At 66.4% G+C, this 24,005-nt stretch carries 21 protein-coding genes; 10 read left to right on the plus strand and 11 right to left on the minus strand.

Annotated elements, in window-relative coordinates; translation table 11 throughout:
- Positions 1–503: RNA-guided endonuclease InsQ/TnpB family protein (locus CON76_RS04575; RefSeq protein WP_145995331.1), on the plus strand; the 503-nt coding region annotated here is incomplete at its 5' end.
- Here the strand turns inward: CON76_RS04575 and CON76_RS04580 are convergent.
- On the minus strand, positions 500–754 hold the full coding sequence (locus CON76_RS04580; protein WP_101102178.1) for a Na/Pi symporter: 255 nt from the start codon (positions 752–754) through the stop codon (positions 500–502). The genes CON76_RS04575 and CON76_RS04580 overlap by 4 nt on opposite strands.
- Positions 755–805: 51 nt before the next feature.
- Here CON76_RS04580 and CON76_RS04585 point away from each other — a divergent pair, with 51 nt between their 5' ends.
- Positions 806–3,205 carry a UvrD-helicase domain-containing protein gene (locus CON76_RS04585; RefSeq protein WP_101102179.1) on the plus strand — a complete coding sequence of 800 codons (2,400 nt, stop codon included), beginning with the start codon at positions 806–808 and terminating at the stop codon, positions 3,203–3,205.
- 209 nt (positions 3,206–3,414) lie between these two features.
- Here CON76_RS04585 and CON76_RS04590 read toward each other — a convergent pair whose 3' ends face one another.
- The 3 genes from CON76_RS04590 to CON76_RS04600 all read right to left on the minus strand — a co-directional run bounded on the left by CON76_RS04590 (position 3,415) and on the right by CON76_RS04600 (position 5,599).
- Positions 3,415–4,188 (minus strand): BPSS1780 family membrane protein, encoded by a 774-nt coding sequence (locus tag CON76_RS04590; protein WP_101102180.1) that lies wholly within the window; start codon positions 4,186–4,188, stop codon positions 3,415–3,417.
- Complete coding sequence (locus CON76_RS04595; RefSeq protein ID WP_101102181.1) at positions 4,185–5,138, minus strand: homoserine kinase; 954 nt, start codon at positions 5,136–5,138, stop codon at positions 4,185–4,187. Before CON76_RS04595 ends, CON76_RS04590 begins: the two co-directional genes overlap by 4 nt.
- An 86-nt stretch (positions 5,139–5,224) precedes the next feature.
- Positions 5,225–5,599, minus strand: a complete 375-nt coding sequence (locus CON76_RS04600; RefSeq protein ID WP_145995332.1) for a hypothetical protein — start codon at positions 5,597–5,599, stop codon at positions 5,225–5,227.
- A gap of 48 nt (positions 5,600–5,647) precedes the next feature.
- Between CON76_RS04600 and polA the strand changes: the two genes are divergently transcribed.
- Complete coding sequence (gene polA, locus CON76_RS04605; protein ID WP_101102183.1) at positions 5,648–8,482, plus strand: DNA polymerase I; 2,835 nt, start codon at positions 5,648–5,650, stop codon at positions 8,480–8,482.
- Positions 8,483–8,535: 53 nt separating this feature from the next.
- Here the strand turns inward: polA and CON76_RS13685 are convergent, their stop codons facing one another.
- The 3 genes from CON76_RS13685 to CON76_RS04620 form a co-directional block, all read right to left on the minus strand.
- Positions 8,536–10,104, minus strand: coding sequence for a methyl-accepting chemotaxis protein (locus CON76_RS13685; RefSeq protein ID WP_101102195.1), 1,569 nt, complete (start codon positions 10,102–10,104; stop codon positions 8,536–8,538).
- 128 nt (positions 10,105–10,232) lie between these two features.
- Complete coding sequence (locus CON76_RS04615; RefSeq protein WP_101102196.1) at positions 10,233–11,087, minus strand: DMT family transporter; 855 nt, start codon at positions 11,085–11,087, stop codon at positions 10,233–10,235.
- A gap of 114 nt (positions 11,088–11,201) precedes the next feature.
- Complete coding sequence (locus tag CON76_RS04620; RefSeq protein WP_101102184.1) at positions 11,202–12,356, minus strand: aromatic ring-hydroxylating oxygenase subunit alpha; 1,155 nt, start codon at positions 12,354–12,356, stop codon at positions 11,202–11,204.
- 218 nt (positions 12,357–12,574) lie between these two features.
- Here CON76_RS04620 and CON76_RS04625 point away from each other — a divergent pair, with 218 nt between their 5' ends.
- From CON76_RS04625 to dut, 3 genes are read left to right on the plus strand one after another with little or no spacing between them, the layout of a single operon-like run.
- Positions 12,575–13,510, plus strand: coding sequence for a polyprenyl synthetase family protein (locus tag CON76_RS04625; RefSeq protein ID WP_101102185.1), 936 nt, complete (start codon positions 12,575–12,577; stop codon positions 13,508–13,510).
- Between the two features lie 27 nt (positions 13,511–13,537).
- Positions 13,538–15,424, plus strand: a complete 1,887-nt coding sequence (dxs, locus tag CON76_RS04630) for a 1-deoxy-D-xylulose-5-phosphate synthase (protein WP_101102186.1) — start codon at positions 13,538–13,540, stop codon at positions 15,422–15,424.
- A gap of 26 nt (positions 15,425–15,450) precedes the next feature.
- The gene (dut, locus tag CON76_RS04635; protein ID WP_101102187.1) at positions 15,451–15,900 is read left to right on the plus strand and encodes a dUTP diphosphatase; all 450 of its coding nucleotides are present in this window, start codon (positions 15,451–15,453) and stop codon (positions 15,898–15,900) included.
- A 5-nt stretch (positions 15,901–15,905) separates the two neighbouring features.
- Here dut and CON76_RS04640 read toward each other — a convergent pair whose 3' ends face one another.
- On the minus strand, positions 15,906–16,442 hold the full coding sequence (locus CON76_RS04640; RefSeq protein ID WP_101102188.1) for an FKBP-type peptidyl-prolyl cis-trans isomerase: 537 nt from the start codon (positions 16,440–16,442) through the stop codon (positions 15,906–15,908).
- 14 nt (positions 16,443–16,456) lie between these two features.
- On the opposite strand from CON76_RS04640, the gene CON76_RS04645 reads away from it, so the two are divergent.
- Positions 16,457–17,620: a JmjC domain-containing protein gene (locus CON76_RS04645; RefSeq protein ID WP_101102189.1), complete on the plus strand. Its 1,164-nt coding sequence runs from the start codon at positions 16,457–16,459 to the stop codon at positions 17,618–17,620.
- A gap of 208 nt (positions 17,621–17,828) precedes the next feature.
- Complete coding sequence (locus CON76_RS04650; RefSeq protein ID WP_101102190.1) at positions 17,829–18,116, plus strand: hypothetical protein; 288 nt, start codon at positions 17,829–17,831, stop codon at positions 18,114–18,116.
- A gap of 67 nt (positions 18,117–18,183) precedes the next feature.
- Here CON76_RS04650 and bamC read toward each other — a convergent pair whose 3' ends face one another.
- The gene (gene bamC, locus CON76_RS04655) at positions 18,184–19,347 is read right to left on the minus strand and encodes an outer membrane protein assembly factor BamC (protein WP_240592769.1); all 1,164 of its coding nucleotides are present in this window, start codon (positions 19,345–19,347) and stop codon (positions 18,184–18,186) included.
- A 20-nt stretch (positions 19,348–19,367) separates the two neighbouring features.
- Positions 19,368–20,252, minus strand: a complete 885-nt coding sequence (gene dapA, locus CON76_RS04660; protein ID WP_101102192.1) for a 4-hydroxy-tetrahydrodipicolinate synthase — start codon at positions 20,250–20,252, stop codon at positions 19,368–19,370.
- Positions 20,253–20,445: 193 nt separating this feature from the next.
- On the opposite strand from dapA, the gene CON76_RS04665 reads away from it, so the two are divergent.
- Together CON76_RS04665 and CON76_RS04670 are read left to right on the plus strand one after the other, a co-directional pair.
- Positions 20,446–21,633: an ATP-binding protein gene (locus tag CON76_RS04665; protein WP_101102193.1), complete on the plus strand. Its 1,188-nt coding sequence runs from the start codon at positions 20,446–20,448 to the stop codon at positions 21,631–21,633.
- A gap of 22 nt (positions 21,634–21,655) precedes the next feature.
- Complete coding sequence (locus CON76_RS04670; RefSeq protein WP_101102194.1) at positions 21,656–23,680, plus strand: DNA topoisomerase IV subunit B; 2,025 nt, start codon at positions 21,656–21,658, stop codon at positions 23,678–23,680.
- Between the two features lie 54 nt (positions 23,681–23,734).
- On the opposite strand, the gene CON76_RS13040 is transcribed toward CON76_RS04670, so the two are convergent.
- Positions 23,735–24,005 (minus strand): hypothetical protein (locus CON76_RS13040; protein WP_276308991.1); only part of this gene is annotated, 271 nt, incomplete at its 5' end.

The raw sequence follows: 24,005 nt of genomic DNA on the forward strand, positions 1-24,005 counted from the left end.
GCGACAAGCTGGAAGGGCGCTGGTACCGCAACCATGAGCTGGAACTGGCCAAGGCGCAGCGCGCCCGAAAGAAAAAACGGGTCAAGGCGATCCACGCCAAGATCAAAAATCAGCGTAAAGACGCGCTGCACAAATTCAGCACCGAGATGGTGCGACAAAACGCCGCCATCTTCGTGGGCGACGTGGCCAGCGCCAAGCTGGTCAAGACCACCATGGCCAAAAGCACGTTGGACGCGGGCTGGGCCATGCTGAAAACCATGTTGGAACAAAAGAGCCATCAGGCCGGTGTGGTGTTCGAGGTCGTGAACGAAGCGTATTCAACCCAGACTTGCTCGTGCTGCGGGGTGATACCCGCCAGCAGTCCGAAAGGTAGGGCGGGTTTGCGAATAAGAGAATGGACGTGCAGCGAGTGCGGAGCGGTACACGACCGCGACGTAAACGCGGCCAAAAACATTCTCGCGGCGGGGCATCGCCGTCTGGCAGCAGGAATCCCCGCCCTTTAGGGCGGGGAGGATGTCAAAAAACCGATCACCGCCACCGTCAGCGCCGAGGAGGATTGCACCAGCGCCGTCAGCATGAAGCCCGTGAGCAGGCCGCGCCAGCGCGTGCTGGTCCATGTGGTGAGCAGCCGCTCCAGCGTGCGCCCGGCGGCCAGCTTGAGCCCGTCGGTGAGCAGCGTCATGCCCAGCAGGAACAGGCCCAGTCCACCGGCCAGGTTGATGAAGAACGAGGGGGGCAGCACAAAGGTGGGCATGGTGGCGCGATCTTGCCACGCGGTGGCGGCGCGGCTTTCTACAATGGCCCCATGTTTGATGATTTTTTGCCCGCCCCGCCGCCCGAAGCCGCCGCTTCGCCCCTGTTGCGCGACTTGAACCCGGAGCAGCTCGCTGCCGTGACGCTGCCCGCCGAGCACGCGCTGATCCTGGCCGGGGCCGGTTCGGGCAAGACCCGGGTGCTGACCACCCGCATGGCGTGGCTGCTGCAGACCGGGCAGATCTCGCCCTCCGAGGTGCTGGCCGTGACGTTCACCAACAAGGCGGCCAAGGAGATGCTGACACGCCTGTCGGCGCTGCTGCCGGTCAACGTGCGTGGCATGTGGATTGGCACCTTTCATGGCTTGTGCCACCGCCTGCTGCGCACGCACTGGAAGCTGGCTGCGCTGCCGCAGGCGTTCCAGATCCTGGACACGCAAGACCAGCTCAGCGCCATCAAGCGCCTGTGCAAGCAGTTCAAGATCGACGAGGAGCAGCTGGCGCCCAAGCAGCTGCAAAGCTTCATTGCCAGCTGCAAGGAGGATGGCCTGCGCCCGCAGCACGTGATGGCGCGCGACGAGCGCACCCGGCAGAAAGTGGAGCTGTACCAGCTGTACGAGGAACAATGCCAGCGCGAAGGCGTGGTCGATTTTGGCGAGCTGATGCTGCGCAGCTTCGAGCTGCTGCGCGACCACGACGCGGTGCGCGAGCACTACCAGCGCCGCTTCCGCCATATCTTGGTCGATGAGTTTCAGGACACCAACAAGCTGCAGTACGCGTGGCTCAAGCAGCTGGCCGGCCACCAGACCGAAGCCGGTTTTGTGCCCGGCCACAACGCTGTGCTGGCGGTGGGCGACGACGACCAGAGCATCTACGCCTTCCGGGGCGCGCGCGTGGGCAACATGGCCGATTTTGTGCGCGAGTTTGCGGTGCTGCACCAGATCAAGCTGGAGCAGAACTACCGCAGCCACGGCCACATCCTGGACGCGGCCAACCAGCTGATCGAGCGCAACAGCGGCCGCCTGGGCAAGAACCTGCGCACCGACCAGGGCGCGGGCGAGCCGGTGCGCGTGTACGAGGCCCCGAGCGACTTTGACGAGGCGCGCTGGATGGTGGAGGAAATGCAGCAACTGGTGCGCCAGGACGGCTACCCGCGTCACGAGATCGCGGTGCTGTACCGCAGCAACGCCCAGAGCCGCGTGATCGAGTCCGCGCTGTTCAACGCGGGCGTACCGTACCGCGTGTATGGGGGGCTGCGCTTCTTCGAGCGCGCCGAAATCAAGCACGCGCTGGCCTATTTGCGCCTGCTGGACAACCCGCACGACGACACCAGCTTCCTGCGCGTGGTCAACTTTCCGGCGCGCGGCATTGGGGCGCGTTCGCTGGAGCTGTTGCAGGATGCGGCGCGTGCGGCGGGGTGCTCCTTGCACGATGCCGTCAGCATTCTCGGCGGCAAGCCCGGCACGGTGCTGGGCGCGTTCGTGGCCAAGATCGACGTGTTGCGCGAGCAGACCGAAGGCGCCACGCTGCGCCAGATCATCGAACTGGTGCTGCAGCACAGCGGCCTGCTGGAGCACTACCGCGCCGACCGCGACGGCGCCGACCGGGTGGAAAACCTGGAGGAACTCGTCAACGCCGCCGAAAGTTTTGTGACGCAGGAGGGCTTTGGCCGCGACGCCGTGGCCTTGCCGCTGGACGAGACCGCCGCCACGTCCACCGCTGCGCCTGCCCAGTCCGACACCGGCGAGACCCTGAGCCCGCTGGTGGCCTTCCTGACCCACGCCGCGCTGGAATCGGGCGACAACCAGGCCCAGGCCGGGCAGGACGCGGTGCAGCTGATGACGGTCCACGCCGCCAAGGGGCTGGAGTTTGATGCGGTGTTCATCACCGGGCTGGAGGAAGGCCTGTTCCCGCACCAGAACAGCCTGAACGACCCCGCCAGCCTGGAAGAGGAGCGGCGCCTGATGTACGTGGCCATCACGCGTGCGCGCCGGCGCCTGTACCTGAGTCACGCCCAGACCCGCATGCTGCACGGCCAGACGCGCGACAACGTGCCCAGCCGCTTCCTGGACGAGTTGCCCGAATCCAGCCTGAAATGGATCACGCCCAAACAGGCGGCGCGCAGTGGTGGCGGCGGTTGGTCGGCGCGCTCGGGCGGATCGCCCCGCTACGGTGCTGGTGGTGCCGCCGCTTATGGCGGGGCCAGTTTCGGCAAGGGCTTGGCCGCTGGTGCAGGCATGGGGGCTGCTGCCGTGGCCAAAGGTGCCAGCACCTCGGTCGTAGCCGGTGCGCACGGCTTGCGCGTGGGCATGGGGGTGTTCCACGCCAAGTTTGGCGAGGGCAAGGTGCTGACACTGGAAGGCCAGGGTGACGACGCGCGCGCGCAGATCCACTTTCCGCGCCACGGCACCAAGTGGCTGGCGCTGAGTGTGGCCAAGCTCACGCCGCTGTGATGGGGGCGCCCGGACGACAGGCAAAAAAAACCGCCGGGCAATGGCCGCGGCGGCAACAAGCGCGCTGCGCAGCGCGCGCTTTCCCGAAAAGTTTGTCTCCTCTGCGCCCGGTATTGTTGTGGGGGGTCGCGGCCAGCTGTGCTGGACTGTGTCTGTAACAGCTCGCTATTTTGCGGTAATTGTATGAAATTTGTGTGACGTTTTGGCCATCAGGCCACTTCGTCGGTGCTGAAGCTGTCGCGGAAGGTGAAATACAGCGAGGTGAAGAACATGGCCGCCATCAGCAGCGCCAGTGGCAGCATCAGCAGGCCCAGCGCCGCCTCGCTGCCCAGCAGCAGCCCGACGATGGACAGCGCCATGCTGCCCCCCAGAAAAACACCGCCCCAGGCCAGCATGAACACGCTCAGCGCCCATTTGTTGTGCCAGCACGCCAGCAGGCTGAAGAACAGGCTCTTGAGCGGGCCAATGCCGTGCCAGTGCACCAGTGCCGGCGCGTGCCAGAACAGCATCGACAGCGGCAGGTACAGCAGCATGAACAGCCACATGGCTTGCTGGAATGCGGGCTGTTGCAGGTCCTCGGCCTTCAGGGGTGTGCCACCCAGGTACAGGCTGGCAAACAGGCTGCCATCCACAACCGCCGACAACCCGATCGCCCCCAGGAAACCCGCTGCGTAGATGCCGCCCAGCACCGCCATGGCGCGCACCTGCTCTGGCCCCGCCCGGAATGCGGTGAGCAGCACGCTGGGGTGGGGGAACTTGCCACTGTCGGCCTCGCGCGTGGCGGCCATCAGGCCCAGCGTGGCGGCGGGCAGCAGCGCCAGGGCCAGCACGGTGCCTAGCAGTGGCACGATGGAGAGCACCGCCAGCACCAGCATAAACAGAAAGAACAGCCCCACCATGGCCAGCGGCTGGCGCCAGAAGGTCTGCAGCCCCAGCCGCACCCATTGCAGGCCGGTGCTGGCGGGCACGTGGCGCAGTTTCACGGTGTGGCCCGGCGTGCGCGCAGCACGCGCTCGAAGTGGGCCGGATCGTGCGGTTGCAGCACGCTGGCCTCGCGCGGCAGGTGCCAGTCCCACAGGCGCGAGATCCAGAACCGCAGCGCCCCGGCGCGCAGCATGGCGGGCAGCAGCTCTTGCTCGGCGGCGGTGAGCGGGCGCACGGCGGCGTAGGCTTGCACCATGGCGGCGCTGCGAGTGTCGTCCTGCACGCCGGTGGCCAGGTCGATGCACCAGTCGTTGAGGCACACCGCCAGGTCAAAGGCAAAGCTGTCGCAGCCCGCAAAGTAGAAGTCGAAGAAGCCGCTGAGCTGGCCCTGGTCGAACATGACGTTGTCGCGGAACAGGTCGGCGTGGATGGGGCCGCGTGGCAGTTGCGCATGGCTGGCGCTGGCGGCGATGGCGTTCTGGTGCGCCAGTTCGTCCTGCAGCAGCTCGGCCTGGGCAGGGCTGAGGTGGGGCAGCACCACCGGCGCGGTGTCGTTCCACCAGGCCAGGCCGCGCAGGTTGGGCTGCTGGCGCGGGTAGTCCTGCCCGGCCAGGTGCATGCGGGCCAGCATGGCACCCACCTGGGCGCAGTGGTCGGCGCTGGGGGCCAGCTCGCTCTTGCCGCGCAGCCGGTTGACCACCGCCGCCGGCTTGCCTTGCACGGTGTGCAGGATCTCGCCCTGCGCGTCGGCGGCGGGGTCGGGCACGGGGATGCCCTTGCCCGCCAAGTGCTTCATCAGGTGCAGGTAGAACGGCAGTTGCTCGAACGTCAGGCGCTCGAACAGCGTGAGCACGTAGTGGTGCGGCTGGCCGTCGCGTTCGGTGCTGACGAAGTAGTTGGTGTTTTCAATGCCGCCTGCGCAGCCCGCCATGTCGGTCAGGGCGCCCAGGTGGAGGCGTTGCAGCAGGGTGCTGGCTTCGGCGGGAGAGACTTCGGTGAATACGGCCATGAGAGGTGAGCCAAATGTTGGGGCCGGTGCCTGCGCACCCGCCAGAAGAAAAACCGGAAACACTGGGGCAGGCGCCGTGCTGGGAACTAGAACGAGAGCACGCGCCACGAGCTCTTGCCCGCCTTGCCCGCAGGCTGGCCGGTGCTGGCGTCGGGCTGGGCCGCATCGAGCGGCTGCACCTGGTAGCCCGGCACGCTGGAGTTGGTCTCCACGTCGATGCTTCGGGTCTGGCCGCCGATGCGCAGCTCCTCGATGCGGCTGCCCGCGTCGTGGTGCGTGATGCGTTCGGTGCGTTGCTCAAGCGCGGCGGCGGGGGCTGGGCTGATGGGGGTGGCCACAGGCGGCGCGGGCGTCTGGGCCTGGCAGGCCAACGCCAGCCCCCAGCCGGCGACAACGCCAGCGGCGGCCACGGGCCAGCGGATACCGGCGGACTGGCGTGAGAAAACGGTGGGGCGTTGCATGCCCCGATTGTAGGCAATGCGCACCGGTTTCGGCCCACAATCCGGGGCATGACCATTCCCGACAAAAAACTGGTGCTGGTGGACGGCTCCAGCTACCTGTACCGCGCCTTTCACGCCATGCCCGACCTGCGGGCCATTGCGGGCGACCCGACCAGCCCCGCCACCGGGGCCATCCGTGGCCTCATCAACATGGTGCAGGCACTGCAAAAAGAGCAGCCCGCCGACTACGTGGCCTGCGTGTTCGACGCGCCCGGCCCCACCTTCCGCGACGCGGCGTACCCCGACTACAAGGCGCACCGCAGCCCCATGCCCGACGACTTGCGCGCGCAAATCCCGGCCATCCACGAGGTGGTGCAATTACTGGGCTGGACGGTGCTGGCGGTGCCCGGCGTGGAGGCCGACGACGTGATTGGCACGCTGGCCGTGACGGCGGCGGCGCAGGGCGTGCAGGTGGTGGTCTCCAGCGGCGACAAGGACTTGAGCCAGCTGGTCAACGAGCGCATCACCATCATCGACACCATGAGCCGCAAGGTGCGCGACGTGGCTGGCGTGACCGCCGAATTTGGCGTGTCCCCGGCACAGATGGTCGATTACCAGACCCTGGTCGGCGACAAGGTGGACAACGTGCCCGGCGTGCCCGGGGTGGGTGGCAAGACGGCGGTCAAGCTGCTCACCGCCTACGGCTCGCTGGACGCGCTGTTGGCGCGCCTGGACGAGGTCAAGGGCGCGGTGGGCGCCAACCTGCGCCAGGCGCGCGACTGGCTGCCGACCGGGCGCGCGCTGGTCACCATCAAGACCGACTGCGACCTGGGCGCCTGGGTGCCGGGCCTGCCCGCCCTGGACGCGCTGGCGCTGCGCGAGCGCGATGTGGTGCCGCTGCGCGACTTCTACGAGCGTTACGGCTTCAAAGGCCTGGTGCGCACGCTGGCGCAGGCCGAGCCACCCACCCACCACGCGGCGGCGCCGTTGCCGGGCGCTGCATCCGGCGCTGGTGCCAACCCCAACGCCACTGGCGACCTGTTTGCGCCCGACGATGCCGCCCCCGCCCCCAAAGCCGCAGACAGCCACTCCGCCGCCCCGGCCCTGCGCTGCGACACCGTCCTGACCTGGGACGCCTTCGACACCTGGCTGGCCCGGCTACAAGCGGCGGAACTGGTGGCGCTGGACACCGAAACCACCTCGCTCGATGCGATGCGCGCCGAAATCGTGGGCCTGAGCTTCAGTGTGCAAGTGGAAGAGGCGGCCTACATCCCGCTGGCGCACACCGGCCCCGATGCGCCGGAACAGCTGCCGCGCGACGCGGTGCTGGCGCGCCTGCGCCCCTGGCTGGAAGACCCCCAGGCGCCCAAGCTGGGCCAGCACATCAAGTACGACCAGCACGTGCTGGCCAACCACGGCATCACCGTGCGCGGCTACCAGCACGACACCCTGCTGCAAAGCTACGTGCTCGAAGTCCACCAGCCGCATGGCCTGGCCAGCCTGGCCCAGCGCCACCTGGGTCGCAGCGGCACCAGCTACGAAGACCTGTGCGGCAAGGGCGCGCACCAGATTCCCTTTGCCCAGGTCGATGTGGCCCGCGCCGCCGCCTACGCGGGCGAAGACAGCGACATGACGCTGGACGTCCACCAGCAACTGTGGCCGCGCTTGCAAGCCGACGAGCGGCTGCGTGCCATCTACGCGCTGGAAATGGCCAGCAGTGAGGCGCTGTTCCACATCGAGCGCCACGGCGTGCTGATCGATGCCGATGCGTTGGCGCGCCAGAGCCACGAGCTCGGCCAGCGCATTGTGGCGCTGGAAGCGCAGGCCTACGAACTGGCCGGGCAACCCTTCAACCTGAACAGCCCCAAGCAACTGGCCGAAATCTTCTTCGACAAGCTGGGCCTGAAATCGGAGAAAAAAACCGCCACCGGCGCCCGCAGCACCAACGAGGAAGTGCTGGAAAAACTCGCGCAAGACCATCCCTTGCCCGCCACGCTGTTGGAGCACCGCAGCCTGAGCAAACTCAAAAGCACCTACACCGACAAGCTGGCCGGCATGGCCCACCCGCGCACCGGGCGCGTCCACACCCACTACGCGCAGGCGGTGGCCGTCACGGGGCGGCTCAGCAGCAACGAGCCCAACCTGCAAAACATCCCGATCCGCACGCCAGAAGGCCGCCGTGTGCGCGAAGCCTTCGTGGCCCCGCCGGGGGTGGTGATTGCCAGCGCCGACTATTCCCAGATTGAACTGCGCATCATGGCGCACCTCAGCGGTGATGCGGCCTTGCTCAAGGCCTTTGCCGAGGGTGTGGACATCCACCGTGCCACCGCCGCCGAAGTGTTTGGGCTAGACCCGCAGGCGGTCAGCACCGAACAGCGCCGTTACGCCAAGGTCATCAACTTTGGCCTGATCTACGGCATGGGCGCATTTGGGCTGGCCAAGGCGCTGGGCATCGACACCACGGCGGCCAAAAACTACATCGAACGCTATTTCGACCGCTTTGCGGGTGTGAAACGCTACATGGAAGACACCAAGGCCCAGGCCAAGGCCCAAGGCTATGTGGAAACCGTGTTTGGCCGCCGCCTGTATCTGCCCGAAATCAACAGCCCCAACGGCCCGCGCCGCGCCGGGGCCGAACGTGCCGCCATCAACGCCCCCATGCAGGGCACCGCCGCCGACCTCATCAAGATGAGCATGGTGGCGGTGCAAAACGCGATTGAGGCGCAGGGCCGGGCCAGCCGCATCGTCATGCAAGTCCACGATGAACTGGTGTTTGAGGTGCCTCTGGCTGAAATGGATTGGGTGAAAACCGAAGTGCCGCGCCTGATGGCCGCCGTGGCCGCGCTGCGCGTGCCCCTGGTGGCCGAGGTCGGCATTGGCCCGAACTGGGAACAGGCCCACTGACAGCGCGCGCCGCTGGCTGCGCGTGGTGCGCAGCCAGCGGCGCTGGCAGTGCGTCAGTGCAGCTTGAAGCGCCCCACCAGCTGGGCCAGTTGCTGCGCCTGTTCCTGCAACGCCGCCGACGCGGCGGAGGCCTGCTCCACCAGCGCGGCGTTCTGCTGCGTCATGCCATCCATCAGGTTGACGGCGTTGTTGATCTGGGTCAGACCCTCGGCCTGCGCGCTGCTGGAGCTGGCAATGCCGTGCATCAACGTGGTGACTTGCTGGATGCTGCTGACGATTTCGGCCATCGTGGCACCGGCCTGATCGACCTGTTGTGTGCCGCTGGCCACCTTGCTGACCGAGTCGTCGATGAGCTGTTTGATCTCGCGTGCGGCGGCGGCGCTGCGCTGGGCCAGCGTGCGCACCTCGCCCGCCACCACGGCAAAGCCCCGGCCCTGTTCGCCCGCGCGGGCGGCCTCCACGGCGGCGTTGAGCGCCAGGATGTTGGTCTGGAACGCGATGCCGTCGATCACGCCGATGATGTCCACGATCTTGCGCGACGAGGTGTTGATCTCGTCCATGGTGTGCACCACCTGGCCCACCACCTCGCCGCCCCGGCTGGCCACGCTGGAGGCGGTCTGCGCCATGCTGTTGGCCTGGCTGGCGTTGGCGGCGTTGTCGCTGACGGTGTTGCGCAGCTGCGCGGTGGCGCCGGTGGTGTCCTGCAGCGAGCTGGCCTGCTGTTCGGTGCGCTGCGACAGGTCCAGCGTGCCGCTGGCCACCTGCCCGGCGGCGCTGGCAATGGTGTCGGCGCCCCGGATCACCTGGCTGATGAGGTCGCGCAGGTTGTGCTGCATGGCGCTCATCTGCTGCATGAGTTGCGTGATCTCGTCGCCGCCCTGGATCAGGTGCTGCTGCGACAGGTCGCCGTTGGCAATGGCGTTGGCCTGGGTGTTGGCCTCGGCAAAACCGCGCGCCATGCGCTTGATGGTCAGCAGCATCAGCAGCGTCACCGGCACGCCGCCCAGCACCGCAATGCCGATGAAGATGGCCAGGCTGCGGTGGTAGCGTTGCTCGGCCAGCTCGGTTTCCTGGTTGCTGGCCTTGATGTAGTGGTCGCGCAGGGCCGCCAGGGCTTGCACGGTGGCGTCGCCCTCGGTGCGCCCAGCCACCAGGTAGGCCTGCATCACGGCGGGGCTGAAGTCGCCACGTTTCACCGCCTCGAGGGCCTTGTTCTGCTGCGCTTGCCAGGCCTGGCGCTTGGTCTGCAGGTCGGCAATCATCGCCTTTTCCTCGGGGCTGGAGGCCACCTGGGCCAGTTGTTGCCAGTGCCCCATGTTGCTTTCACGGCTTTTTTGCACCACGCCCAGGTGCATGTCCAGCGGGTGGTCGTGGATGCTGTAGAGCTGGCTGGCCGGGTCGTGCTGGAACGCCAGCAGCACTTGCATGCGGCTGTCGTACTGGGAGCGGATCATGTCGCTGAGCAGCGTGGCGGGCAGCATGCGGTCCTGGTGGATGTGCTGCAGGCTGTCGCGCGCCTTCATCAGCCCCCAGGCGCCGGTGAACATGGCCAGCAGGAACACCAGCCAGTAGGCCAGCACGGCGGCCCAGATGCGGTGGGTCAGACGGAATCGGTCAAGCATGGTCAAGGCACCTCGGGCCGGAAACAACAGGGAACAGGGAAAACCACATTATCGGCGCACCGCACCGGGGCTGAAGGGGCAGCGGCTGCTGCAGCGAGCCTGGCCCCAAGGAGAGGGCCACCCTGGGTTCAGACCGTGCGAGCGCGCAGCACGGTGGCCCCGATGCCGCTGGCCACGATCAGCGCCATGCCCACCCAGCCCAGCAGCGGCAGCGCGTCGCCAAACACCCACACGCTGTACAGGCTGGCAAACACCACGGCCGCATATTGCAGGCTGGCCACCAGCAGCTTGGCGCCGCTGGCGTAGGCGCGCGTCATGCACAACTGGCCCAGCACCGCCAGCACGCCCATGGGCAGCAGCCACAGGCTGGCCGGATGGTACAGGCTGTGTGCCCCCAGCAGCAGCATGCCCAGCCCGCCCACCAGCGTGGCACCCAGCGAGAAGTACAGCACGATGCGGCTCTCGGGCTCGCCCCGGGCCGACAGCGCCGCCACTTGCCAGTACGCCATGGCCGACAGCAGGCCCGACAGCAGCCCCAGCGCCGCACCCCACGCCTGCCCCGGTGCCAGCGTGGGCCGCAGCAGCAGCACCACGCCCGCAAAGCCCAGCAGCACCGCCAGCAGCAGTGGCCATTGCTGGCGCAGCGGTGTTGTCGTATTTTTCTTGACGATGAAGGCCGCCACCAGCACGAACACCGCCATCCAGACGCTGCTCATGTAGTTCAGCGTCATGGACGTGGCCAGCGGCAGCACCGAGATGGCGTAGAACCAGCACAGCAGTGCCGCCACCCCGGCCATGCTGCGGCCCGCGTGCATCAGCGGCACCGGGGTGCGCCACGCCACGCCACGCGCACGCATGGTCACGGCCAGGAACAGCACCCCGATCAGGCCCCGGTAGCCCACCACCTCGTAGCTGCTGAAGTGCGCCGAGGCAAACTTGATGCACACCCCCATGCTGGCAAAGAAGAACGCGCCCAGTACCATCCACAGCGCCTGGCGGTTGAACGCGGGCACGGGCGGGGTGGTGGCGGCGCGGTCGGCCACCACTGGGGGCAGGGTGGCAGCTGCAGTCTGGCTGGCGGTGGATGGCACCGTGTGTCAGGCGCGCACGTGGGCGCCGAGCTTGGCGCGGTACCACTCGTGGAAGTGCTGCATGCCGTCTTCCATCGGGCTCTGGTAGGGGCCGGTCTCGTTGGCGCCGCGTTGCAGCAGCGCATTGCGCCCGGCGTCCATGCGCTCGGCAATCTCGTCGTCCTCGATGCAGGTTTCCATGTAAGCGGCGCGTTGCGCTTCCACGAACTCGCGCTCGAAGGCGGCGATCTCCTCGGGGTAGTAGAACTCCACCATGTTCAGCGTCTTGGTCGGGCTGATGGGGTGCAGCGTGGAGACGGTCAGCACGTGCGGGTACCACTCCACCATGATGTGGGGGTAGTAGGTCAACCACACCGCGCCGCGCTCGGGCAGGGCGCCATTGCGGTACTGCATCAGCTGCTGGTGCCAGCGCTGGTACACCGGGCTGCCCGCGTGGCCCAGCAGGTTGTGTGCGCCCACGGTCTGCACCGAGTACTCGGGCTTGAATTCCCACTTCAGGTCGGAGCAGGTGACGAAGTTGCCCAGCCCGGGGTGGAAGGGCTCGACGTGGTAGTCCTCCAGATAGACCTCGATGAAGGTCTTCCAGTTGTAGTTGCACTCGTGCAGCTCCACGTGGTCGAGCACCATGCCGTCAAAGTTGAGCACGCTGCGCGGGCCCATGTCGGCCAGGTCGGCGGCGATGTCGCGGCCGTTGTCCTCGAACAGCAGCCCGTTCCACTCGCGCAGGCCGTAGCGTTGCAGGTTGGAACAGGGGTCGTGCGCAAAGTGCGGCGCGCCCAGCAAGCTGCCCAGCGGGTTGCTGTTGCCCTGGCCGCCGCTGTAGGTCCAGCGGTGCAGCGGGCACACAATGTTGCCGCCGGCGCTGCCGTGGCGCTGCTCGTGGAGGTTGCCCTGGCCCTTGAGCATCACCGCCTGGCGGTGGCGGCAGACGTTGCTGACCAGTTCCACGCCGTTGGGCGTGCGCACCAGGGCGCGGCCTTCGCCCTCTTGCGGCAAGGCGTAATAGTCGCCCACGTTGGGGACGGAAAGTTGGTGCCCCACATAACGGGGCCCGCGCTGAAAGATGGTCTCCAATTCGCGCTGGAACAGCGCCTCGTCGAAATAGCTGGAAACGGGCAATTGGCTTGCGGCCTGCTGCAATGGAAGACTCAAATCAGACATCAGAATCCTGACCTAAAGACTCCCCCTATGAAGGGGCAGGGAAGCGCTGTACGAGATGATCGGATGAGCGCGGGAAGGGTGAACAACTCCCAATTGAGTTGGAAAAAAGCCTGCGATTCTACCCGCCCCCCGCACTTCTGGCCAGAGGGGCAAGCCTGCCGTGTCAGCCACGTTTGGGCGGGAGCGCCTAAAATCCGCGCTTCCTTGTCAAATATTGGATGGGCCGCTGGATGTGGGATTTCAACACGTGGGCCTTGCCCCGCCTGGAGGCGCTGGAGCGGGCTTTGGGCGCTTGGGTGCCGTCGTCGGCCCCGGCGGGCTTGGGCGACGCCATGCGCTACGCCGTGCTCGATGGCGGCAAACGCCTGCGGCCCCTGCTGGCGCTGGCGGCGGCTGAAGCGGTGCAGCCCGCTGCCGCATCGCCCGACGCCGGTGCTGCCCCCGCCACGGCGGGCGTGCTGCGCGCCGCCTGCGCCATCGAGCTGATCCACGCCTACTCGCTGGTACACGACGACCTGCCCTGCATGGACAACGACGTGCTGCGCCGGGGCAAGCCCACCGTGCATGTGCAGTTTGGCGAAGCCCCGGCCCTGCTGGCGGGCGACGCCTTGCAGGCGCTGGCGTTCGAGCTGCTGGTGCCTAGCGACGGCAGCCTCACCGACGCGCAGTCGGTGCGCCTGTGCCGCTTGCTGGCGCTGGCCGCCGGGCACGACGGCATGGCCGGTGGGCAGGCCATCGACCTGGCGGGCGTGGGCCATGTGCTGACGCAAGCGCAGCTCGAAGACATGCACCGGCGCAAGACCGGCGCCGTGCTGCTGGCCAGCGTGCTGATGGGCGCCACCGCCGCCGGCGCCGGCGCTTGCGACGCCGCGCTGGCGGCGCTGCGCGTGTACGGCCAGGCGCTGGGGCTGGCGTTCCAGGTGGTGGACGATATCCTGGACGTGACCGCCGATTCCGCCACCCTGGGCAAGACCGCCGGCAAGGACGCCGCCGCCGACAAGCCCACCTTCGTCTCGCTGCTGGGGCTGGAGGCCGCGCGCCGCTACGCCGACGGCCTGCTGGCCCAGGCCCACGCCGCGCTCGACGGGGCCGCGCTGCACCGCACCGAGGCCCTGCACGCCGTGGCCGACTGGGTGGTGCGCCGTTCGCACTGAAACCTTATCCCCTGGATTGCCCCTGCCATGAGTTCCTTGTTGTCCTCCATCCAGTCGCCCGCCGATGTGCGCCGCCTGCCACGCCCACAGCTGCACCTGCTGGCCGACGAATTGCGCGAATTCCTGGTGCAAAGCGTGGCCAGGACCGGCGGACACCTGAGCTCCAACCTCGGCACGGTGGAGCTGACGGTGGCGCTGCACCACGTGTTCAACACCCCGCACGACCGCATCGTCTGGGACGTGGGGCACCAAACCTACCCGCACAAAATCCTGACGGGGCGGCGCGACCGCATGCACAGTTTGCGCCAGCTGGGCGGCATCAGCGGCTTTCCGCTGCGCTCCGAGAGCGAGTACGACGCCTTTGGCACCGCGCACTCGTCCACCAGCATCTCGGCGGCGCTGGGCATGGCCATGGCCGCGCGCCAGAAGGGCGAGGACCGCCACGCCATTGCCGTGATCGGCGACGGTGCCATGACGGCGGGCATGGCGTTCGAGGCGCTCAACAACGCCGGCGTGCTCGACGGCAAGCTGCTGGTGATTCTCAACGACAACGACATGTCGATCAGCCCGCCGGTGGGGGCGCTCAACCGCTACCTGGCGCAGCTGATGAGCGGGCGCTTCTATTCCGCCGCCAAGCAGGTGGGTAAGCAGGTGCTGAAAAACGCGCCGCCGCTGTTCGAGCTGGCCAAGCGGCTGGAGGAACAGGCCAAGGGCATGGTGGTGCCTGCCACGCTGTTCGAGAAGTTCGGCTTCAACTACATCGGCCCCATCGACGGGCACGACCTCGATTCGCTGATCCCGACGCTGGAGAACATCAAGCAGCTTGATGGCCCGCAATTCCTGCACGTGGTCACCCGCAAGGGCCAGGGCTACAAGCTGGCCGAGGCCGACCCGATCGCCTACCACGGCCCCGGCAAGTTCGACCCCGTGGTGGGCCTGCAAACCCCGGCCACGCCGCCCAAGCCCACCTTCAGCGCCGTGTTTGGCCAGTGGCTGTGCGACATGGCAGCGCATGATGCGCGCCTGGTCGGCATCACGCCCGCCATGCGCGAAGGCTCAGGCATGGTGGAATTCCACCAACGCTTTCCCGACCGTTACTACGACGTGGGCATTGCCGAACAACACGCTGTGACGTTTGCCGCTGGCATGGCCTGCGAAGGGGTCAAGCCGGTGGTGGCCATCTACTCCACCTTCTTGCAACGCGCCTACGACCAGTTGATCCACGACGTGGCGTTGCAGAATCTGCCGGTGGTGTTTGCGCTCGATCGCGCGGGTCTGGTGGGGGCGGATGGCCCGACCCACGCCGGGGCGTACGACATCCCGTTCATCCGTTGCATTCCGAACATGGCGCTGGCCTGCCCGGCGGACGAGGCCGAGTGCTACCGCTTGCTTTCCACCGCCTACGCGCAACACCACCCGGTGGCGGTGCGCTACCCGCGCGGTGCGGGCGTGGGCACGCCATTGCCGCAGGACTTGACCGGCTTGCCCTACGGGCAGGGCGAAATCCGCCGCCAGGGCCACAAGGTGGCCATTCTGGCGTTCGGCACCCTGCTGTACCCCGCGTTGCAGGCCGCCGAGGCGCTGGACGCCTCCGTGGCCAACATGCGCTGGGCCAAGCCGCTGGACGTGGACTTGCTGCTGCAACTGGCCCAGAGCCACGACGCTATCGTCACGGTGGAAGAGGGCGCCTTGCCCGGCGGCGCCGGTTCGGCGGTGCTGGAGGCGTTGCAGATGGCCGGGCTGCTCAAGCCAGTGCTGACGCTGGGCCTGCCCGACCGCTTCATCGAGCACGGCGACCACGCCACCCTGCTGGCCGGGCTGGGGCTGGACGCAGCGGGCATGGCCGCCAGCATCCGCCAGCGTTTTGCCGCCCTGTTGCCTGCTGTAAACACCGCCGCTGGCGCTGCCGATTGACCCCCCATTCTCCCGAGACCGACCCCATGCACATCGACGTCAAGATCCTCGACGAACGCCTGCACCAGCAAGCCCCCGCCTACGCCACCCCCGGCAGTGCCGGTCTGGACTTGCGCGCCTGCCTGGACGCGCCGCTGACGCTGGCGCCCAATGCCTGGCAACTGGTGCCCACCGGGCTGGCCATCCACCTGGCCGACCCCGGTTACGCGGCGCTGATCCTGCCGCGCTCCGGCCTGGGGCACAAGCATGGCATCGTGCTGGGCAACCTGGTGGGCCTGATCGACAGCGACTACCAGGGCCAGCTCATGGTCAGTGCCTGGAACCGCAGCGACGTGGCCTTCACCATCGAACCGATGGAGCGCATCGCCCAACTGGTGATTGTGCCGGTGGTGCAGGCCCAGTTCCGGCTGGTGGACGACTTTGGCGCCAGCACCGAGCGCGGCACCGGCGGCTACGGCTCCACCGGCCGCGCCTGAGTTCTTCAGTGCAGGTGCTGTCCGCCGGGGGCGTGTGGCACATCGTGTGACGCGCCGCCCAGCCGGAAGAAGCCCATGCCCAGCGTGCCCCGGCCCACCTCGTGGGCGGTGGCCTCGCGCACGGCGTGAACCTTGAGCTTGAGCCGCAGCGCAATGCCCGACAGCGGGTGGTTGGCGTCCATCACCACATGCTCGGGGTAGATTTCGCTCACGAAGTACACCTTGTCCTGCGGCGCAGCCGGGCTGCAGCCGGGTGGCAGGCCTTCAAACGCCATGCCTTCTTCCAGGTCGTCGGGGAAGCACGCGCGCGGCTCCAGAAACAGCAGGCTGTCGTCAAAATCGCCAAACGCGTGTTCGGGCTCCAGGTGCAACTCCACCTCGTCGCCCGCTGCGTGGTCTTGCAGCGCCTCGTCGATCTTGGCCAGCAGATCGTGGCCGCCAAGCAGGAACTCGGTCGGCTCCTCCAGTTCATCCAGCACTTCGCCCAGGGTGTCTTTCAGCGTCCAAGTCAGGGCCACGACGCATTGTGGTGTGATTTTCATCCGACAATTGTCCCATGACCGCTTTCAATTCCACCCTCACCCCCCCGCCCAGCCCCGACGCGCCCCTGGCCCTGTTGGGTGGCCTGACCCCGCGCCAGTTCATGCGTCGCCACTGGCACAAGAAGCCGCTGCTGATCCGCCAGGCCATTCCCGGTTTCCAGCCGCTGCTGTCGCGCCCCGAGCTGTTTGCGCTGGCGGGCCAGGAGGCGGTGGAATCCCGCGTGGTGGTGCAGCATGGCGAGGGCTGGGAACTCAAGCACGGCCCGTTTGGCAAGGGCGCCTGCCCGCCGTTCAAGCAGCCGGGCTGGACCCTGCTGGTGCAGGGCGTGGACTTGCACGTGGACGCCGTACACCGGCTGATGCAGGGCTTCCGCTTTGTGCCCGATGCGCGGCTGGACGACCTGATGATCTCGTGGGCCAGCGAAGGTGGCGGCGTGGGGCCGCACTTTGACAGCTACGACGTGTTCCTGCTGCAAGCGCACGGCAAGCGCCACTGGCGCATCGGGCGCCAGAAAGACCTGAGCCTGCAGGAGGACGTGCCGCTTAAGATCCTGCAGCACTTCGAGCCGGAGGAGGAGTTTGTGCTGGAGCCCGGCGACATGCTCTACCTGCCGCCCAAGTGGGCGCACGACGGCGTGGCGGTGGAGGGCGAGTGCATGACCTACTCGGTGGGCTTCCGTGCGCCGCTGCGCGGTGGCCTGGCGGGTGAACTGGTGCAACGCCTGGCCGACGACCACGAGGACGAGGTGCTGTACCGCGATCCGCAACAGCCCGCCACCGACCAGCCCGCCGCCATGCCTGCCGGCCTGTTGCAGTTTGCCCAGGACGGCGTGCAGCGCCTGCTGCAGCAGCCCGATGCGCTGGCCTGCGCGCTGGGCGAGGTGCTGACCGAGCCCAAGCCGCGCGTCTGGTTCGAGGAACCTGAAGGCCAGTGGCACCCCGCCGCTGTGGTGCTGGACCGCCGCACCCGCATGCTGTTCGACGACAAGCACATCTTCATCAACGGCGAAGCCTTCCGCGCCGCTGGCCGCGACGCCCGCCTGATGCAACAATTGGCCAACCAGCGTGGCCTGGACGACGCCAGCGTGCGCAAGGCCAGCGTGGGCGCGCAGGATCTGCTGGCCGACTGGTTTGAGGCGGGTTGGCTGCACCACGCCGACAGCGCCAGCAAGTGTTAATTTTTGTAAAAAACCCCTGATTTCGCGGGCTTTTCCGGCGCTATAGGGTTATCCCGCACGTGTTTGTATTATCATCCGCGCAGAACTGGTGCATTGTGGTTTCGTGTAGGTGCGTCGGTTTTGTCTGGGTTTGCTGCGTTGCTGTGGTGGCCCAGGCCAAGTGGAATACAGTCCCGGATCTCCCCCCTCATTTCTCTGGTTGAACAAAATGAACAAGTCTCTCATCGCTGCTGCTCTGATGGCTGCCGTCGCTCTGGCCGCTTGCGGTAAACAAGAAGAAGCTCCGGCACCGGTACCTGCTCCGGTTGAAGCTCCGGCACCGGCTGCCGACGCTGCTGCTGCCCCGGCCGCTGATGCTGCCGCCGCTCCGGCTGCTGATGCTGCTGCTGCCCCGGCCGCTGATGCTGCTGCCGCTCCGGCTGCTGACGCCGCCGCTGCCCCGGCCGCCGACGCTGCTGCCGCTCCGGCCGCTGCCCCGGCCGAAGCCGCCAAGTAATCTTCGGATCGCTGGTACAAAAAAACCGCCTTCGGGCGGTTTTTTTGCGTCTGGCGTTGGCCGGGCGTTATTTCAGGTCGTCGGCCAGCAGTTGCAGCATGCGCTGCGCGTTGGCGGAACTTTCTGGCTGGCCTGCCTGGTTGAGCACCGAGACGCTGGTCTGTGCCGCCTCGCTGCGCACCAGCACGCGGTAGCGCGTGGGTGTGGCCTCGGCGCTGGGCTTGCTGCCGAACAGGCGGCCAAAGAAGCCGGGCTTGTCCGCGTCTTGCTCGTCCACGCTGGGCACGTAGCGCACAAAGTAGGTGCCCTCGGCGCGGTTGCGGTCTTCCACCGTGAAGCCGGTGCGATCCAGCGCCAGGCCCACGCGGCGCCAGGCGCGGTCAAAGCCGTCGTCCAGCTGCAGCTGGGGCTGCTGGTTGACTGTGACCAGGCGCGCCTGTTGTGGCACTGGGGCACTGGCCAGCAGCGCGTCGGACTGCGCCTGGCTCAGGCCGAGCTTGACCATCAGGCGGCGCAGGAATTCGGCTTCCAGCTCCGGATCGGCCGGGCGCGGCTGCCACATGGTCTGCTCTTTTTCGGTGCTGGTGTAGACCTCGATCATGCCGCGGTGGCTGATGTAGATCTCGGTGCCACCGCTGGCGTTGCGCTCGAGCCGGGTGCGGAACTTGTCGCGCTCGCCGGTGGAGTACAGGCCGTCGAACACCTTGCCGATGGTGCTGCGGATGATGTCCTGCGGCAGCTTGGCGCGGTTCTCGGCCCAGTCGGTCTCCAGCAGGCCCAGGTTTTCCTGGTCGAGCGTGAAGACGAAGCCGCTTTCCTGCCAGAAGTCGCGCACGGGCGTCCAGAGCTTTTCGGGCGGGCGGTTGACCACCAGCCAGCGCTGGCTGCCCGCGCGTTCGATGCGCACGTCGCTGACGGCGCTGGCGGCCGTGGGCACGTTCTGCGCCGCGGGCTGTGCCGCCTGCTGGCTGTTGGCGCTGACGACGCCGCCCGTGGGCAGGGCGTAGCGCGATTCGCGGCTGAGCTGGGTCAGGTCGGGCGGCACTTCCAGCGTCTGCACCGGGCGCGCGCTCTTGTAGTCGATCTTGTCCTCCTCCAGCACCGAGCAGCCGCCCAGCAGCGTCACGGCGGCGCCTGCGGTGGCGGTCCAGCGGATCCAGTGGGGGGCGCGGCGCAGGTGCGACGAAGGGGATGCAAAGGAGAACGGCTGCGGGGTCATAGGGTCGGACAACAATCGGCAAACAAGGTGGTTTAGAGCAGACCGGCGCTGCGCAGGGCGGCTTCGACCACCGGGGCGTTGCCGCTGGTCAGCTCGGTCATGGGCAGGCGCAGGGTGGGGCCGCACAGGCCCATGCGTGTCATGGCCCATTTGACGGGAATCGGGTTGGCTTCGACGAACAGGTGTTTGTGTACCGGCATCAGGCGGAACTGGATCTCCATTGCGGTCTTGACGTCACCGGCCATGGCGGCCACGCACAGCTCGTGCATCAGGCGTGGGGCCACGTTGGCGGTCACGCTGATGTTGCCTTGGCCGCCACACAGCATCAGGGCCACGGCGGTGGGGTCGTCGCCCGAATAGATGGCAAAGCCTTCGGGCGCTTCCTTGATCAGCCACTGTGCGCGTTCGATGTTGCCGGTGGCTTCCTTGATGCCGACGATGCCGGGCACTTGCGCCAGGCGCAGCACGGTGTCGTGCTGCATGTCGGCCACGCTGCGGCCTGGCACGTTGTACAGCACGATGGGCAGGTCGCCGGTGGCTTCGGCAATGGCCTTGAAGTGCTGGTACTGGCCTTCTTGGGTGGGCTTGTTGTAGTAGGGCACGACTTGCAGCTGGCAGTCGGCGCCGACGCTGCGGGCAAACTTGGCCAGCTCGATGGCCTCGGCGGTGGAGTTGGCGCCGCAACCGGCCATGATGGGCACGCGCTTGGCGGCCTGTTCTACCGCGACGCGGATGATCTCGCAGTGTTCCTCGACGTTGACGGTGGGCGACTCGCCCGTGGTGCCAACCACGCCAATGCAGTCGGTGCCTTCGGCAATGTGCCAGTCGATCAGCTTGCGCAGGGCGGGGTAGTCCACGCTGCCGTCGTTGTGCATGGGGGTGACCAGGGCCACAATGCTGCCGGTAATGGGTGTCATGGGCGTGTTTTGTCTCTGAAAGAATAGAAGAGTGTGACGCGCATTCTACTCAGCCGTGTGTTGGTCATGGCGTGCCCACTCTGGTGCAGACGGAGTGGCCAGTCTGTTGGTGGTTAAGGGGTCTTGCTGTGTTAATCTTTGAAAAGTTTTAAGTTTCTTGTAATTTTCCAAACATTTTTATAATTCAGGCACCATGGATCCTGTTCACAATCCTTTTTCTCCTGGGGCGGGGACGCCGCCGCCGGAGCTGGCGGGCCGCGATGAGCTGCGTGAGTTGCTGCGCGTTGCCTTGGAGCGCGCCAGAATCGGGCGCCCCGCCAAGAGCGCCATGCTGGTGGGCTTGCGTGGCGTGGGCAAGACGGTGCTGCTGGATCGGGTGCGGCAGGACGCCGAGGCTGCTGGCATCCACACTGTGCGTATCGAGGCCCCGGAGGGCCGCTCGCTGCCCGCGCTGCTGGCCCCAGAACTGCGCCAAGCCCTGTTGCGCTTGAGCCAGGTTTCAGCAGCCAAGGACTGTGCTGTGCGTGGGTTGCGGGCGCTTGCCGGGTTTGCGCGCAAGCTCAAGGTGACTTTTGGCGATATTGAGGTTGGTTTCGATTACGAGCCTGAGCCTGGATTGGCCGACAACGGGGATCTGGAGCATGACCTTCAGGCCTTGTTCGAGCAGGTGGGGTTGGCTGCCAAGTCGGCCCAGACGGCCTTGGCTGTTTTCATTGACGAGTTGCAGTATGTTGAGGAGCCCCAGCTGGCGGCCCTGATTACCGCCATGCACCGCACTGAGCAGCGGCAATTGCCCGTTGTACTTGTCGGAGCAGGGTTGCCGCAGTTGCGCGGGCGCATGGGCAACGCCAAGTCGTACGCTGAGCGGTTGTTTGATTTCCCGACGATCGGCCCTTTGCCCGCGTCGGCGGCTCGCCTTGCGATAGAAAAGCCCCTCGCTCTGGAGGGGGTGGGTATCACTGGGGCCGCTTTAGAGCAGATTTTGCAGCTGACCCAAGGCTACGCTTATTTTCTCCAGCAGTGGGGCAGCCACACTTGGCGCGCGGCCCAAGCGTCGCCTATCGACGTGGACGCTGTTCATGCCGCGTCCGTGACGGCGGTGGCTGCGCTGGATGAAAGTTTTTTTCGGGTGCGCTTTGACCGGTTGACACCCAAGGAGAAAAAGTACTTGCGCGCCATGGCCGAGCTGGGGGCGGGCCCGCACCGATCGGGTGATATTGCAGAATGCTGCAACGCGAAGGTGTCTTCGTTGGCCCCGACGCGCAGCTCCTTGATTACCAAAGGGATGGTCTGGAGCCCCAACCATGGCGACACGGCTTTTACTGTGCCGATGTTCGATGAGTTCATGAAGCGGATCATGCCGGGGGACGACTGGCGGTAGTGCGCATCTAAAATCCGCCACCATGGCAAAAACTACCGCATCCGCCGACGTCGCTTCGGCCACCGCTTACGCCGAAGGTTCCATCCGTGTGCTCAAGGGGCTGGAGCCGGTCAAGCAGCGTCCGGGCATGTACACCCGCACCGACAACCCGCTGCACATCCTCCAGGAGGTGCTGGACAACGCCGCCGACGAGGCGCTGGCCGGGCATGGCAAGAAGATCAAGGTCACGCTGCACGCCGATGGCTCGGTGAGCGTGGAGGACGACGGACGTGGCATTCCGCACGGTATCCACCCCGAGGAGGGCGCGCCGGTGCTGGAGCTGGTGTTCACGCGGCTGCACGCGGGGGGAAAGTTTGACAAAGGCTCTGGCGGGGCGTACAGCTTCTCGGGCGGTCTGCACGGCGTGGGCGTGAGCGTGACCAACGCTCTGGCCACCCGGCTGGACGTGACCAGTTACCGCGATGGCCAGGTGGCCGAGCTGGGTTTTGCCAACGGTGGTGATGTGGTGCGTCCGTTGCGCACACGGCCCCAGGGCCAGCCGTGGCCCGATGGCACGGTGCCCGACGGCAAGGACCGCAAACAGGGCACCACGGTGCGCGTGTGGCCCGATGCGCGCTACTTCGAGTCCGCCACCTTGCCACTGGGTGAGCTGACGCACCTGCTGCGCAGCAAAGCGGTGTTGATGCCGGGGGTGTCGGTGTCGTTGGTACACGAAGCCAGCCGCGACACCCAGACCTGGCAGTACAAGGCTGGCTTGCGCGACTACTTGCAACAGACACTGCGCACCGAACCGTTGATTCCGCTGTTTGAGGGCGCGGGTTACGCCGATGCGGGCCACGACAGTTTTGCCGAAGGCGAGGGTGCAGCGTGGGCGGTGGCGTTTACCGACGAAGGCGCACCGCTGCGCGAGAGCTACGTCAACCTGATTCCCACCCCGTCCGGTGGCACGCACGACAGCGGCCTGCGCGATGGCCTGTTCCAGGCCGTGAAAAGCTTCATTGAATTGCACGCGCTGTTGCCCAAGGGCGTGAAGCTGATGCCCGAGGACGTGTTTGCCCGCGCCAGCTACGTGTTGAGCGCCAAGGTGCTGGATCCGCAATTCCAGGGTCAGATCAAGGAACGGCTCAATTCGCGCGATGCGGTGCGGCTGGTGTCGGGCTTTGTGCGCCCGGCGCTGGAACTGTGGTTGAACCAGCACGTGGACTACGGCAAAAAGTTGGCCGAATTGGCCATCAAGGCCGCACAAACCCGCCAGCGCGCCGGCCAGAAGGTGGAAAAAAAGAAAGGCTCTGGCGTGGCGGTGCTGCCCGGCAAGCTCACCGATTGCGAGAGCCGCGACATTGCCCATAACGAGCTGTTTCTGGTGGAAGGCGACTCCGCCGGTGGCAGTGCCAAAATGGGCCGCAACAAGGAAACGCAGGCCATTTTGCCGTTGCGCGGCAAGGTGCTCAACACCTGGGAGGTGGAGCGCGACCGCTTGTTTGCCAACAACGAAATCCACGACATTGCGGTGGCGGTGGGCGTGGACCCGCACGGCCCCCACGATACGCCCGACCTGAGCGGGGTGCGTTACGGCAAAGTGTGCATCCTGAGCGATGCGGACGTGGACGGCTCCCACATTCAGGTGCTGTTGTTGACGCTGTTTTTCCGGCACTTCCCCAAACTGATTGAGGCCGGGCACGTGTACGTGGCGCGGCCACCGCTGTTCCGGGTCGATATGCCCGCACGGGGCAAGAAGCCCGCCAGCAAGGCCTACGCGCTGGACGAAGGCGAGCTGACCGCGATTCTGGACAAATGCGCCAAAGAAGGCGTGCCGCGCGAGAAATGCCAGATCAGCCGCTTCAAGGGCCTGGGCGAGATGAACGCCGAGCAGTTGTGGGACACCACGCTTAACCCCGACACGCGCCGCCTGTTGCCGGTGCAACTGGGCAACATCGACTTTGCCGCCACCGAAGCCATCATCACCCAACTGATGGGCAAGGGCGAAGCCGCCGCCCGCCGCGAGCTGATGGAGCTGCACGGCGATGCGGTGGAGATTGATGTATGACCGTCATGGGCTTGGGGTGGGCACAAAGCCCAACCCCATTGTCAAGTCCGTGTGTCAGGATTGCTTGTAGCCTTTTATAATTTTGTCAAAAATAGGTACAGATTTTTTGAGAGTGTCCATAGCATCGTACAAAGGTAGGAAAGCATTATGGTTTTTATCGAACTTTCCATAATTAAGCCAACTTTGAGCGAGAATTTTGTTGTCAAGGCAGACGGGTAAAAAGAAAACACCCTTGCCTTTGTTTTCGAAGCCAAGTTTGGCAAGAGCATTAGTCAATTCTGCTGGAATACTTTTGGTATACGTATTGGCTTTGTTGCACAAACAC

Origin of the sequence: Macromonas bipunctata, assembly GCF_002837135.1 — a bacterium.
Taxonomy (GTDB): domain Bacteria; phylum Pseudomonadota; class Gammaproteobacteria; order Burkholderiales; family Burkholderiaceae_C; genus Macromonas_A; species Macromonas_A bipunctata.